Source organism: Flammeovirga yaeyamensis (genome assembly GCF_018736045.1).
Lineage (GTDB): Bacteria > Bacteroidota > Bacteroidia > Cytophagales > Flammeovirgaceae > Flammeovirga > Flammeovirga yaeyamensis.
In genome coordinates, this window is record NZ_CP076132.1 from 874,661 (window position 1) to 888,024 (window position 13,364).

A 13,364-nucleotide genomic window follows, 5' to 3' on the forward strand; every position below is an offset into this window, starting at 1 on the left:
CAAAAACTGTTAACGATGAATAACCTAACAACAAAAAGATCTCCTTTATCCATAAAGGAGATCTATAAAAAACTATATTTCTCATTGTTATTTCTGATCTTCTTCAATATCCTTCCGAGTTATAGTCAGAATACCAAAGAGAAAAGTATTACAAGTCCAGCATCCGTTGAAAATCAATTAAAAAGTGATTTAGCAGAAACAGAAAAAGCAAGTCTATGGAATGTATTAGACAGTAGCGATAATGCTAAAAACAGATTTTATGAGAAAACGGGGTTTATAGTCAACATGGATTATAACTCTCAGGTGATGGGAGCAACTTCTGCAGTAAATAATAATATTGGAGCAAGTGGAGTATTTAGAGTCTATGGTAAATGGAATTTAGTAGGAAATAAAAAAGGGACTTCACAAGGTGGATTGGTATTTAAGTTCGAAAATCGACACAAATACACTGATAATGCCTTAAGGGAATTTGGTCCAATTGATGTCGGTTTCCTTGGCTTTATGCAGTCGGTGTACAACGATCAAAAATGGAGGATGACCAATCTTTATTGGCGACAAAGTTTCAATAATGATAAGATTGTTTTCTACACTGGTTTTGTAGATGTTACTGATTGGGCCGATGTGCATGCAGCAGCCAGTCCCTGGACAAGTTTTAATAACATCTTATTTGCCACAGGTTCTGGAACGATGGGTGGAATGTTTCCCGATGGATCGATGGGAGCAATGCTGAATGTTTGGGTAAACGACAATATTTATCTAGTAGGAAGTATGATTGATATTAATGGTAAGGCGACAGAATTCTGGAAAAGTTTTGATACGTTCTTCAGTAAGTTCGAGACTTTAAAAACCTTCGAAATAGGATATACTCCAGGAATGAAATCAGCTTTCTTAAAGAATATTCATGCTACGGTTTGGCAAGTGGATGCCAGTGAAACTTTAGGTACTAAAAGTGGTTTCGGTGTAATTGGATCTGCTAGTTGGATAATTGGAAATAAGTTTATGCCTTTTGTTCGTGGAGGATGGGCAAAAGATGGTGGAAGTTTTTATGAAGCTTCTGTAAGTACCGGTTTTACTTACAATATTATGGGACCAAATACTTTGGGAGTAGGTTTAAACTGGAACAGACCAAGTGAAAGTACTTTTGGACAAAAATTAAGAGATCAATATGTCTCAGAGATTTTCTATAAGTTCAAATTGACACATCATACAGAGTTGACTCCTAGTGTACAATTGGTTGCTCATCCTGCTTTAAACATGAATACGGATTTCACTTCCGTATTTGGTTTAAGATTTAGAGCTTTCTTATAATCACATAGATTGATTCAAATTTTAAAGAGGAGAGATAATTCTTTCCTCTTTTTCTATGATTGAGTATTGGATTCCGTTGTTTTTACTTTCTTAAATCTAGTATATTAGATAAGGAAAAAGTAAAACATGGAATATCAATATATTATAGATGGAGACGAGCTTGCTCAAGAAGCTTCGTATAAAAAAGTAGCCAAAGATCTCAAAGGGGAATGGGATGGAGAACATCTTAAAGTGGAGAATAGTTGGTGTGAAATTGATGCTCATTCTTTCTATTATTTAGATGGGATGTACATTTCTATATCTGATTTATTGTTTAAAAAGCCTGTATTATTTAGAAGCAATAGACAAAGTGATGATCAACCTTACTTTGCCTTAAAAATTGGTTTCACAGGTACGTTTTTGAGTGATAATGAATCAAAAGATTTTAATAACCTAGGTGTGTTTTTCTATAATTCTACTCAAAATTTTGAAGTTGAATATCCTGTTGATACTAGATGTCAGTGGGTGTCAATTATATTCTCTAAAGAGTTATTCGAAAGATTTATGGGAGAACAAACCAATAAGATTACGGATTTAGTAAACGATACTTCTGCTTGGTTTAAATACTTTCCATTGGATATAGAAATAGAAAATTTAGTAAGAGCCTTGTTTTTCAATTTGGATAAAAAAAGAAGAAGACCCATTTATTTCTTTACCAAGCCTCTTGAAATCATTAGTCTAATTCGAGAGAAAATGGATAAAGAAGCGAGTGGGTTTAAGAAAAATATTCATGAAGACGATCTCAAAATCATGATGCAATTGAAAGAACAATATCTATCTGATTTCACTAAGCAACCGAATTTATCAGATTTAAGTTTTAAGTACGGCATGAGCATCTCTAAGTTGAACCGTGTCTTCAAATCAATTTTTGATAAACCTATTCTTCAGTTTTACAATCAACAGAAAATAGAAGAGGCTTACCGACAGATCAACCGAACCAATAAAAGTATCACTGAAATTTCTATGGATCTCAACTTTACCAATGTAGGCTATATGAGTAAGATGTTTAAAGATGCATATGGTTTTCCTCCGTCAGAATTAAGGAATTAGAAATTTTGATCATCAACTTTAAAAAAGTGTTTCAATAAATTGCAGTAAATTACTTAACTAACCTATTTAATGAGTCAATCAACAAATAAACATTTCGAAATTTTAGACGGAATGAGGGGAGTAGCTGCCATCATTGTTGTCGCTTTTCATATCCTTGAAGCTTTCGCATTAGGTGATCGAAAGTCTCAAATTATTAACCACGGTTATTTGGCTGTGGATTTCTTCTTTGTTTTATCTGGTTTTGTGATCGGTTATGCTTATGATAATCGATGGGATAAAATGACTTTAGGAGGATTCTTTAAAAGAAGAATTATTCGATTGCAACCCATGGTGATTATGGGGTCGATCATTGGAGCAGCGACTTTTTATCTACAAGCATCCCCAGAGTTATATGCAAATTTAGCTTCCACAGAAGTAAAAGATGTGATTATTGTAATGCTTATTGGTTTTACAATGATTCCTGTTGGAAGATCTTTTGATGTGAGAGGATGGGGAGAGATGTATCCCTTAAATGGACCGGGTTGGACGTTGTTCTTCGAATATATCGCTTACACTTTATATGCACTTATTTTAAGAAGATTACCAAATATCATTCTTATGATATTAGCAGGTATCGCAGCGGGCTTCTTGATTCACCTTTCTGTCACTGCAGATACGGGAACTGTAGCTGGGGGCTGGTCATTAGATCCTGAACAACTAAAAGTTGGAATGATTCGCTTATCGTATCCCTTCTTATCAGGTTTGTTATTATCTAGATTTATGAAGAGAACTCATATCAAACATTCCTTCTTGATAAGTAGCATCTTGATGGCATTGGTCTTATCGCTTCCAAGATTAGGAGGAGATACCAATTGGATAAACGGTTTATACGAAGCCTTAGTCATCATCTTTATTTTCCCATTGATCGTTTATTTAGGAGCAAATGGAGAAATCAAAAATGAGAAAGCAAGAAAGTTTGCCAAATTCTTAGGCGACATTTCTTATCCAATTTACATCACTCATTATGCCTTTATTTATATGTATACTGCATTTGTATTTAATGAGGTATTACCAGAAAAACAAAACTACGGTCTAGCTGCAGTTTATGGTGTACTTACATTTGTCGTATCCATCTTAGTGGCTTACTTATCTGTTAAGTTTTACGACGAGCCATTGAGAAAATGGTGGAGTAAAAAGTGGCTGAAGAGCTAAATCAACAAAAAAATAAGCTGGGTTTGATGACACTGAATTTATCAAACTCAGTTTTTTTATTTCTATAAAGAAAAACTAACTGATAATTGAAAATATAATTTTTGATTAAGCTGAGTTATTTACTGAATAAACAAATCTTCAATTTAAACCAATTTCTAATGCGTTACTATTTTCAAATCATTGTATGCATCCTATTTATTTCTTGCAGCACAAAGCCTAAAAAGCAAACTCAAATCGATTTTACCACTGTAGACTCCTTTTTCATTGTAAAAGAAAAACTTCAAAAAGAAGAATTGCCATCAGAAGAGGAATGGGATCAACTATTTAATTCTACTGGGTATAAAGTAGCCGGCAGAGATCAAAGTAGAGAAGGATATATCAAGTTGATAAAATTGGCCTATTACCCTCCATCACAAAGTGAAAAAGACAGTATTTTACAGTTCACGCTCAAGGAGGATCTATCTAACATGCAAGATTATTTTCTAAAAATAACTTTAGAAAACTTCATCAAAGTAGGTGAAATGGAGAAAGAACTTCTCACTTATAGAGAACAGTACGATTTTGATCAAAAAATTGATGCAGCAAAGGAAAAACTAAAAGGCTTTTTAATTGACCCAACAGATTCTTTAATCACAGTTCCATCTATTAGTGCGGCTATCTTTGAACCAGAAGCCTATGCTTATCCATCAGGAATTGTAATTGACTTAAACAAAGCGTTTCAAGATCCAGATGAGGAACTTATAGGTTTTTTCTCTCATGAGTTGTATCATATGTACAGAAGTAAATTCGAAAATAAAGAATATGCCAATTATAATGGTTTTACAAGAGCGATAGAGAAACTTCATAATGAGGGCGTTGCCGATTTAATTGATAAACAAGATACAGTCTTTCAGTCTGCACTTTATCCCAAACAATTTACTGATATCTATGGAGAGGCCTTTATTTCGACCAATCAAACATTGGAACAATTTGATGAACTTACATGTAAGTTTGTTAAAGGCGAAGTTTCTGAAGAAGAATACAATTCTACTACTCAAAATATGTTTGTATTTGGAGGACATCCGAATGGTTTTTCTATGACACGATCAATCGTGAAAAATGGACAAAAAGAAGCTTTAGTTGCGAATTTTGCAAACTCATTAGCGTTTATCAGATTATATAATGAAGCTGCGAAAGTACAAAGCAAATATGTATTTAGCGATGAACTAATGGCGTATGTAGATCAACTCGATGATCAGTTTTTTGAAAATAAAAATATGTAACAATCAGAGATGATTGTATAAGTCATTCATCAAATAAAATGAAGAGGTTATGTTTAACATGACCTCTTTTATTTTGTGGTGAATAATTATTCATTTATATTTGTATCGCGCACGATATAAATATAAAAAACTTAATTATGAATCAGATAAAAACAACAACGACACAAAATATCTTTAGAGTTTTATTAGGAGCAGCAATGCTTTATGCAGGCATTGGTCACATGACTTTCAGAAGAATAGCGTTCCAAGCGCAAGTACCAACCTGGTTAACAACCGATGAAGCCTTTGTCGACTTTGTAGTATTGGCTTCTGGAGTAGTAGAAATTCTATTTGGTTTATTGATGATCTACGGAAGAAATTTTAAAGTTCAAACGGGTATAGCATTAGCCGTTTTCTATATTTTGATATTTCCCGGTAACATCAATCAATATGTGAATGGGATAGATTCTTTTGGATTAAATACAGATAATAAACGACTCATTCGTCTATTCTTCCAACCTCTTTTAGTGCTTTGGGCATTGAGGTCATCTGGAGGATGGAAATATCTGATGGAAAGAAAAAGAACGAAATAAACCACCTCTAGAGTAGAAAATTTTTCGACTCATAAATAACTGAACAATCACTTTCCCCCCTTTATTTCAAGAATTTATCTTACAAACAGAGGAGAAGGTGATTGTAATTTTGGCTTGTTAGCATGAAATGAATTTATTCAACTAAACTTATTTGATATGAACTACAAGCCTCTACTTTTTATCACTTTACTGATGTATAGTTTCTTTTCTATTGGACAAGATACTGTCGATATCAACCTTAATATAAAACACCTTGTCGGTAACAGTGCAGAATTTGACCGATCAAAATACATGGTGTTTCATGAAAGTATTACCGGAAATGAATGGGATAGTGATGAGCAACGAGCATCATTTTTAAATGATTATGACATTTATTTAGGAAGAACTAATGGAGCGATCGTTTGGGAATTTAATCAGGTGAGACAAGACCCCAACAAAGCGGGATGGCCTGATATTTCTCATATGCAAGAAAAGGGACAACAGTCAAAAAACAACTATGCTTCCAAAACAGCTGCACATTCTTTAGAGCACCGAGAGATCAATATGATGGAAGGTGGACAAATGTGGCCTATGTATCCGAACGGTCAAGAAACCACTCCAAGTTCTTGCTGTAGTGATGCAACCCCTTGGTCATACGAAGGAACAGAAGCGGTAGCAGAATTCTATAGTAATTACCTTACCCATTACTTTGGAGAGGGCGGTACTACAGGTAAACAAAAACCTAAATTAGTAGAAGTATTGAACGAGCCGTTTGTAAAAGCCAATCAGTACAATACAACCAATAGAGAAATTGCAGAGATGCATAATGTAGTAGCCAAACGAATTAAAAAGGATCACCCAGATGTAATGGTGGGAGGTTATACTGCTGCACATCCAGCTTTCGAAGATCACGATTTCGGACATTGGGAAGGTAACTGGAAAATGTTTATTGACGTTGCCGGAGAAGAAATGGACTTCTTTTCTTTTCACTTATACGATTATGTAGGGGACAATACGACCATGATCGAAAGACAACGAAAAGGAAGCAACATCGAAGCCATTATGGATATGATTAACCATTACTCCATGATTAAATTAGGTGAAGTAAAACCTTGGTCGATATCAGAATACGGTTGGTTCTGTCCAAGTTGCGACGGACCTTATTATGCCGAAAGAGATTGGTACAACGTTCGTTCATTTTCATCAATGATGATGCAATTAATGGAAAGACAGGATCAGATTATCAATGCCATTCCATTTTTATTAACCAAAGCTTCTTGGGCACACAACAAAGCAGAAGACGAATACAATTCCTATGGCCCTCGTTTGTTGAGAGAAATTGGCGAGGTAGAAGGTGAGCCGTCTCATCCAGGTTATGTGTATACGGATTTATTGAAATTCTTCGAATTATGGACAAATGTTAAGGGTACGAGAGTGGATACTAAACCCACAGATTTTGATTTACTTTCTGATGCTTACATCAATGGAAATAAGTTGTATTTGATATTAAGTAACCTCGACCCGGAAGTAAAGAAGGTGCAACTTAATATCGGTAATATCACTGATTATCCAATTAGCGAATTGATGGTAAAACATGCTTATGAATCCAATTTATTGACACAATTGGATACGACTTATTTCACAGATCATCTTTCTGAAGTAGAGTTGGGATCAGAAGCAACAATGATTTTAGAATATACATTTACCAATGATGTAACAATCGATGAGTTGAAAAAAGAACAAATGTTCTATGCAGAAACTTATCTTCAGCCAATTGTAGCCAATCAAGAAGTATCCTTCCAAGTAAATAATGTAGCAATTGAAGAAAACGGAGAAGCGATTCTTAGAATTGGTTTAGGTAGAGATCCAGGAAAATCATTAAAACCAACAGTGAAAATCAATGGTACTACACTTCAAACACCAACGAATTGGAAAGGAGATGACCAACCTGCAAGGGACCGTTTCTTTGGAGTATTAGAGATTCCTGTAGATTATAAATTGTTACAGTCTAATAACACAGTTTCTGTTTCATTCAATGATGATGGTGGACATATCACCACACTTATTTTAAAGACGTACGCTTTATCCATTCCGGTGGAAAGATCAGCATTTAACATGGGAAACGGTGATGAACCTTTGGGTTTAGAAAATCAACTAGAGAGGTTGAATGTATATCCCGTTCCAAGCGATAGTATGATTAAGTTATCAGGTATTGATGGAGAAACAAAATGTAGTGTGATTTCATTATCGGGAAAGATTTTATTTACCACACATCAAAAAGTAATAGACATTTCCAAGCTAAATGTTGGGGTGTATATTCTGAATGTGGAAACATCAAAAGGGATGGTTTCGAGAAAAATTATTAAAAAATAGATAAAGAATAGTCTCTTAGATTAAAGCATTTCTTGTTTTCAATAAAAAATTGGAAATGCTTTATTTATTAGATCACAAAACAAAATTAAGCTCAATTATCTTATCGAATGCGTTAAATATTAACGAAATCAACCCGTAAATTGGTGATTGATATTAATTTAATATGATGGGAGTTATATTCTCATTACCTTTATAGTGCATAAGGTAGACGAATCCGTCTACACATGACTAAATGATTATTTTTCATTTTCCATCTCGAATTTTCTAAGATTCATATTTTAAATGTTCATACTTATTTAGTTACACTTGGCAAAACACATTAAAAAATCATAATGGCAAAATCGCAACAAGCATTTAATAAGTTAGAAAAGCAGAAGAAAAAAGCAAAAAAGAAGCAAGACAAACTTGCTAAGAGAGAAGAGAACAAAAAGAACAAGACAAAAGGAGCCGATCTTGAAAGCATGATGGCATACGTGGATGAGTTTGGAAATATTGTTGACACTCCTCCAGATCCAACTGAAGAGAAAGAAGAAATCAAATTAGAAGATATTCAGATCTCTGTTTCAAGAAATAACGAAGAGCCTTCAAAGAAAAAGGGTAAAGTTGAATTCTTTAATCCTGATAAAGGTTTTGGGTTCATCATCGAAAAGGAAAGAAGACAAAAACTATTCTTCCATATCAATGATGTTGAAAAAGGCTTTGATATTAAAGATAACGATTTTGTTGAGTTCGATATTCAAGATACTCCTCGAGGAAAAGCTTGTGCGAATGTAACAAAAGCATAAATAAAAACTCCTTTGATGATGAAAACATCAAAGGAGTTTTTTTATTGCAATTCTACATTCCTTCCTAGCTTAGGCTTTTTCTGCTTCTATTTTTTTCACAAGGAAGTAAGAAGTACTCATAAGTACTAGACCAATTACTGCTCCCCATTGTTCGCCATCGCTTACATTTAAGTGAGCAAAAACGGCAAGTAAAAGATTGAAAGTGAACCCAGCGTAAGCCCATTCTCTTAATACTTTAGATTTAGTCTGCCATATACCAATTACCCCAAGTACTTTGGCTGTAGCCATGTAGTAAATTAGATTAGGAGGGAAGCCCATTGCTTCGAAAAATCCTACCACCATTTCATGTTGGAAAATGTAGTTGGCTACACCTCCCATAATAAGTAAAGAAAATAAACCAGTAACTACGTAATAGAAGATTTTGTTCTTGTTTTTCATAACGATTAAAGTTGAGTATTTAAATGTACTGTTATTATTTTACATGTAAAATAAATTATTTTTAAAAAACACGCGATTTGCGTGTTATCCTCTAAGGCGATCTAAAACATCACTTGCTTGAGCTGCTTCTTCCTCCGAGATATTTTCAAGGAACCGAAAGATCGTGTCCTTTTGATCTAGTTCATCAATTTCTTTTAAAAGATCGAGACCTTTCTGAGAAATCTTAACGAAAACTACTCTTCGATCTGAATCACTTCTTTTTCTTTCGATTAACTCTTTATCCAGAAGTTTATCAGCCAACCGGGTAGTATTCGGTGTTTTTTCTATCATCAGAGATTTGACATCATGCATATTTTTCCAATCTCCAGCCCCTCTTAGAATTCTCAGAATATTAAATTGTTGCGTGGACAATCCATAAGGCTTAAACATTTGAGCGGTGATGTTATTCAACCAATTTGAGGTATAAATCAAATTAGTGATAAACCGATGTTTATCATTTTGAAACTTAGATTTTATAACATCATCTATACGTTGCATTTTCTCTTTTTTGATAAGTAATGATTGATTACATCACAAACATAGTAATTATATTTTACATGTAAAATAATTTTATGTAAAATAAAAAGAGAATACCTCAAATTGAGGCACTCTCTTTTAGATCGGTTATGGAACATGGAACTAACTATCTTGACCTAATTTCTTTTCTCATAAAGTAATAATAGGAGAAACCAAATAAAGAAATACACGCCGATATTAATGCCGTGATGTGTGGCCATATTAAAAATATACTTTCTTGTAAAGGAAGAATTGAAGGTAATGTTCCTATCTTTTCAGCTCTACTAAGAGGGCCTAATGTCCTTACAGTAGGCATCAATACAGTATTTACTGCTTCATTAAATAGTTGAACTGGATTTATTCTATTCACATTTTGAATAAAACTTTGATAGGCCACTATGGTATTTTCAGAAGCATATATTGATGGAGCCATAGATTGAGCCAATACATTAATGATTATACCAAAAAAGATGGTGAAAAATATCCATAAGGCTAATCCAGATAAGGCGGAGGTGGCTGATTGCTTGAATTTTACCGAAAAGAATATGGAAAGATTCAACCAAAACCCAACGTAAATGATATTAATAAGAGAAAAGACAAACAAACGCAAGACTTCATCAAATGTAGGAGGGATCCCGATGAGTAGTAATCCAAAACCTACAACAACCAAAGTGATAAATATAAATAAAGCACTTAATACTATAAGTGAAGCCGTGAACTTTGCGTTTAAGATATAGTCTCTATAAACAGGTTGTGCTAAAATGCGACTTAAAGTGCCTTTGCTCTGTTCAGAATTGATTGCTTCAAACCCCATACTTATCCCAAGTAATGGACCAATAAAACTAACAAAAACAATAAATGATGGCAGGGCATCAGATGAGTGCGTGAAAATTCTTAGGAAAAAGAAATCATTGCTTTTACTTAATTTTACTACAGTTGAAAAGTCAGATAATGCACTATATAAAGAAGCTGAACAGGTAAGCAATAATATCAAACCCATAATCAAAAACTTCCAACTACGTACCGTATCTGTTATTTCCTTTTGTACCATCACCCAAAATGCCGAGGTGTTATTTATTGTAATGATCATAATTTTCTGTTTTCAAAATACTTATTATAAATAGCATCTAGGCCAAATTCTTTTTTATTTAAGTACACCAATTCCTGCTCTGCTTCAATTACTTTTTTAGCAATTTCAGCAGAGACATCTTTAGAACATTCTATTTCGAAGTGGTCTTTCTTAAAATCAATTTGATTTACTTCTTCAATAGGTGTCAAAATTTTCTTCAATTGTTCAGGATCCATTTTATTTGTATTTGATGATATTCCTAATTCAATCAGATAACTTCCTTTGGTGAAGAGTTCTTGAGAAAGTTCTTCCAGATTACCTTCAGCAAGTAATTGTCCTTCCACAAAAATGCCTACTCTATCACATACTTGTTGTACTTGATGTAAATTATGAGAGGAGAATAAAACCGTTATTTGATGTTCATTTCTTAACTCAACAATCAAGTTTAATAGTTCCTCAACGCCTTTAGGGTCTATACCAGAGGTGGGTTCATCAAGAATAATCACCTCAGGGTTTTTGATAAGTACATCTGCTAACCCTAAACGTTGTCGCATTCCTTTGGAGTAAGTAGACACTTTTTTATGCATTGCATCTTTTAGACCTACTCTTTCTATAAATGCTCTTGCTTTATCTTTTGCAAACTCCTTGTCCAATCCATTTAGCTGAGCAGTATACACCAAGTTGTCTAACCCAGTAAGTTGAGGGTAAAACCCAACATCTTCAGGTAAATAACCCACCCTTTGTTTCACTTCAATAGGTTTTCGAGTAGGATTAATACCACAAACTTCTACTATACCACTATCCGGTTCCGTCAAACCCATAATGGTTAGTATAGTAGTCGATTTACCTGCTCCATTTGGTCCTAGTAAACCAAATATTTCTCCTTTTTTTATGGATAAGTTGAGTCGGTGAACTGCGGTATGTTCACCATACCTTTTTGTAATTCCACGTAATTGAATTACAGCATCACTCATTACTTTCATTATCTTCTACCGTACTTTTTAGTTAAATACACCATACCCCCCATTGCAGATAGAATAATGGAAAGCCCCATTACTCCCATAAACACACGAGTTTTAACAGTCATTCGGAATGAAGTGGATACACTTGTTTCAGGTGTTTTTGCAGTAATTGTAGTCATATAATCACCTGGAATGGCTTTGCCATTTGCTTTTACATGAGCAAAAACTTTTTCAGTAGCACCCGCCTCTAAAAATTCGATAGTATTTTTACTAAACTTCACCTCCCAATCTTTGGGTTTACTATCACTTAGTTTGATATTTTCTAGTTTAGTCGACCCAGTGTTCTTTACAATTAATTCGATTCTTTTTTCATCACCGGCTGTAATTTCCTGACTCAATAATCCATTAGGAGTAGAGAGTGATAAATCATAAGTACCGGTAATGACCACCTCTAAATTCATTTCAGAGGTAGAATTCCCAGATACAGCTTTTACAGGAATTACATATTTTCCCGCTTTAGTAAATGAAGCAGCTTTGACATCAAAAGTGATGTTTTTTGTGCCATTTGCACTAACCTCAGTAGAAGTTGCTTGTTTATAATTTGGTTTAATAGCCACGGACCATCCCTTAGGAGGGGAGGCCATAAGTGCATATTGTTGTGTGCTCGATGTTTTGTTTTTTAAAATAGCCGAAAACGTAAAGTTGGATTTAGGTGTACCCTCCATATTTTTTTGATCACAAGTCAATTCAGATTCGTTTGTGCCAGCTGTAGTAACATGAATTGTGATCGGCAAACTAGCATGTTCACCCATACTAGCATACACAGTGTAATATCCTTTTTTGACTTCATAAGGAATTTCCAATTTGAAATCAAGCGTTTTTTTGTCCTCCGGTCGAACGGCAAGTTTAGATACATTAAGACCACTTGATGTTAAGGAATAACTCCAATTTTTAGGAACTCTATAAATATTGATGTTCTCGTTATAAGTTTGATTACCATTATTAATGATATCAAGTTTGTAATTAATTGTGGTTCCCGGAGCCACAGCTACTCTCGTGTTCGGAGTATAAATTTCAATCGGAGCATTTGATGCGAATAAAGATGTATTGGCAAGGAATACTAACAATCCAATACATAAAACTTCTAGTTTGAAAAGTTGCTTTTTCATAGAAATTAAATCATTAAAAAATTAATATTAACTACATTACGTTAAGTCGATCAAAGGAGGCCTGTAAGCAAAAACACCTACAAGCCGTATTGCCTGAAAATTAAAACTCTTATTCAGGTGATGAAGAATCTAGGAAGCAGATTGATATTTTGTGTACAAGATTTCTTCAATGACATCTTGATGCAGATCTGAGAAATTTTCAATTACCCAATCTTTTAATTTAGCTTGCTCTTTGGCTTCTAGCCAATTCATCGATTTAATTAGTTCTTTTCTAAAAAGGGCTTTTTCTTCTTTTACGCCATTTAAAACAATTTTGCTGTATTCTAACATAGTACTTTACATTTAAAATCTATTGCATAGATTGGTTCAACAAAATATTTAATAAAATAGGTACGACTACTGCAATGAATAGTCAAGAATAAACGATAGTTATATTTGATTTTCGTTTCTAGATTGAAATCAAAATAAATACCAACCGAATTAGAAAGATTATTGGTGTTTATGGGTAAGTAATTGATAATCAATAATAAATTATTTTCAATAAAAAATATGTAGTGTCAAATTGACAGTTTTTTGTTAATATCAAAAGACAATTTTTCAAGTTGTACTCTT

Annotated in this window: 13 protein-coding genes; 7 read left to right on the forward strand and 6 right to left on the reverse strand. The window is 33.8% G+C overall.

Features of this window, described 5'->3' with window-relative positions; translation table 11 throughout:
* Positions 1 to 15: 15 nt before the first annotated feature.
* The 7 genes from KMW28_RS03375 to KMW28_RS03405 all read left to right on the forward strand — a co-directional run bounded on the left by KMW28_RS03375 (position 16) and on the right by KMW28_RS03405 (position 8,559).
* Complete coding sequence (locus tag KMW28_RS03375) at positions 16 to 1,308, forward strand: carbohydrate porin (protein ID WP_169666440.1); 1,293 nt, start codon at positions 16 to 18, stop codon at positions 1,306 to 1,308.
* 126 nt (positions 1,309 to 1,434) lie between these two features.
* Entirely contained in the window at positions 1,435 to 2,397 is a 963-nt protein-coding gene (locus tag KMW28_RS03380; RefSeq protein WP_169666442.1) for a helix-turn-helix domain-containing protein, read from the forward strand.
* Between the two features lie 69 nt (positions 2,398 to 2,466).
* A complete protein-coding gene (locus KMW28_RS03385) occupies positions 2,467 to 3,588 on the forward strand; it encodes an acyltransferase family protein (RefSeq protein WP_169666443.1) in 1,122 nt (373 codons plus the stop codon).
* 158 nt (positions 3,589 to 3,746) lie between these two features.
* Complete coding sequence (locus tag KMW28_RS03390; protein WP_169666444.1) at positions 3,747 to 4,850, forward strand: DUF5700 domain-containing putative Zn-dependent protease; 1,104 nt, start codon at positions 3,747 to 3,749, stop codon at positions 4,848 to 4,850.
* A 137-nt stretch (positions 4,851 to 4,987) separates the two neighbouring features.
* Positions 4,988 to 5,422, forward strand: coding sequence for a DoxX family protein (locus KMW28_RS03395; protein ID WP_169666445.1), 435 nt, complete (start codon positions 4,988 to 4,990; stop codon positions 5,420 to 5,422).
* Between the two features lie 156 nt (positions 5,423 to 5,578).
* The gene (locus KMW28_RS03400; RefSeq protein WP_169666446.1) at positions 5,579 to 7,774 is read left to right on the forward strand and encodes a T9SS type A sorting domain-containing protein; all 2,196 of its coding nucleotides are present in this window, start codon (positions 5,579 to 5,581) and stop codon (positions 7,772 to 7,774) included.
* Positions 7,775 to 8,106: 332 nt separating this feature from the next.
* Positions 8,107 to 8,559, forward strand: coding sequence for a cold-shock protein (locus tag KMW28_RS03405; RefSeq protein WP_066210147.1), 453 nt, complete (start codon positions 8,107 to 8,109; stop codon positions 8,557 to 8,559).
* Between the two features lie 69 nt (positions 8,560 to 8,628).
* Here KMW28_RS03405 and KMW28_RS03410 read toward each other — a convergent pair whose 3' ends face one another.
* The 6 genes from KMW28_RS03410 to KMW28_RS03435 all read right to left on the reverse strand — a co-directional run bounded on the left by KMW28_RS03410 (position 8,629) and on the right by KMW28_RS03435 (position 13,082).
* Positions 8,629 to 8,997, reverse strand: coding sequence for a DoxX family protein (locus KMW28_RS03410; protein ID WP_169666447.1), 369 nt, complete (start codon positions 8,995 to 8,997; stop codon positions 8,629 to 8,631).
* An 84-nt stretch (positions 8,998 to 9,081) separates the two neighbouring features.
* Positions 9,082 to 9,534 carry a MarR family winged helix-turn-helix transcriptional regulator gene (locus tag KMW28_RS03415; RefSeq protein WP_169666448.1) on the reverse strand — a complete coding sequence of 151 codons (453 nt, stop codon included), beginning with the start codon at positions 9,532 to 9,534 and terminating at the stop codon, positions 9,082 to 9,084.
* A gap of 145 nt (positions 9,535 to 9,679) precedes the next feature.
* Positions 9,680 to 10,642 carry an ABC transporter permease gene (locus tag KMW28_RS03420; protein WP_169666450.1) on the reverse strand — a complete coding sequence of 321 codons (963 nt, stop codon included), beginning with the start codon at positions 10,640 to 10,642 and terminating at the stop codon, positions 9,680 to 9,682.
* Entirely contained in the window at positions 10,639 to 11,604 is a 966-nt protein-coding gene (locus KMW28_RS03425; protein WP_240973064.1) for an ABC transporter ATP-binding protein, read from the reverse strand. Before KMW28_RS03425 ends, KMW28_RS03420 begins: the two co-directional genes overlap by 4 nt.
* Positions 11,604 to 12,752, reverse strand: coding sequence for a COG1470 family protein (locus tag KMW28_RS03430; protein ID WP_169666451.1), 1,149 nt, complete (start codon positions 12,750 to 12,752; stop codon positions 11,604 to 11,606). The genes KMW28_RS03425 and KMW28_RS03430 overlap by 1 nt, the downstream gene beginning before the upstream one ends.
* Positions 12,753 to 12,881: 129 nt before the next feature.
* Positions 12,882 to 13,082, reverse strand: a complete 201-nt coding sequence (locus KMW28_RS03435) for a hypothetical protein (RefSeq protein WP_169666453.1) — start codon at positions 13,080 to 13,082, stop codon at positions 12,882 to 12,884.
* Between the last annotated feature and the right edge of the window lie 282 nt (positions 13,083 to 13,364).

Excerpts from the sequence above, each read along its gene's own strand:
- KMW28_RS03405 (WP_066210147.1), top strand. The coding sequence starts at position 8,107 with ATGGCAAAATCGCAACAAGCATTTAATAAGTTAGAAAAGCAGAAGAAA.
- KMW28_RS03385 (WP_169666443.1), top strand. The coding sequence starts at position 2,467 with ATGAGTCAATCAACAAATAAACATTTCGAAATTTTAGACGGAATGAGG.
- KMW28_RS03425 (WP_240973064.1), bottom strand. The coding sequence starts at position 11,604 with ATGAAAGTAATGAGTGATGCTGTAATTCAATTACGTGGAATTACAAAA.
- KMW28_RS03420 (WP_169666450.1), bottom strand. The coding sequence starts at position 10,642 with ATGATCATTACAATAAATAACACCTCGGCATTTTGGGTGATGGTACAA.
- KMW28_RS03435 (WP_169666453.1), bottom strand. The coding sequence starts at position 13,082 with ATGTTAGAATACAGCAAAATTGTTTTAAATGGCGTAAAAGAAGAAAAA.
- KMW28_RS03430 (WP_169666451.1), bottom strand. The coding sequence starts at position 12,752 with ATGAAAAAGCAACTTTTCAAACTAGAAGTTTTATGTATTGGATTGTTA.
- KMW28_RS03380 (WP_169666442.1), top strand. The coding sequence starts at position 1,435 with ATGGAATATCAATATATTATAGATGGAGACGAGCTTGCTCAAGAAGCT.
- KMW28_RS03410 (WP_169666447.1), bottom strand. The coding sequence starts at position 8,997 with ATGAAAAACAAGAACAAAATCTTCTATTACGTAGTTACTGGTTTATTT.
- KMW28_RS03375 (WP_169666440.1), top strand. The coding sequence starts at position 16 with ATGAATAACCTAACAACAAAAAGATCTCCTTTATCCATAAAGGAGATC.
- KMW28_RS03390 (WP_169666444.1), top strand. The coding sequence starts at position 3,747 with ATGCGTTACTATTTTCAAATCATTGTATGCATCCTATTTATTTCTTGC.
- KMW28_RS03400 (WP_169666446.1), top strand. The coding sequence starts at position 5,579 with ATGAACTACAAGCCTCTACTTTTTATCACTTTACTGATGTATAGTTTC.
- KMW28_RS03395 (WP_169666445.1), top strand. The coding sequence starts at position 4,988 with ATGAATCAGATAAAAACAACAACGACACAAAATATCTTTAGAGTTTTA.
- KMW28_RS03415 (WP_169666448.1), bottom strand. The coding sequence starts at position 9,534 with ATGCAACGTATAGATGATGTTATAAAATCTAAGTTTCAAAATGATAAA.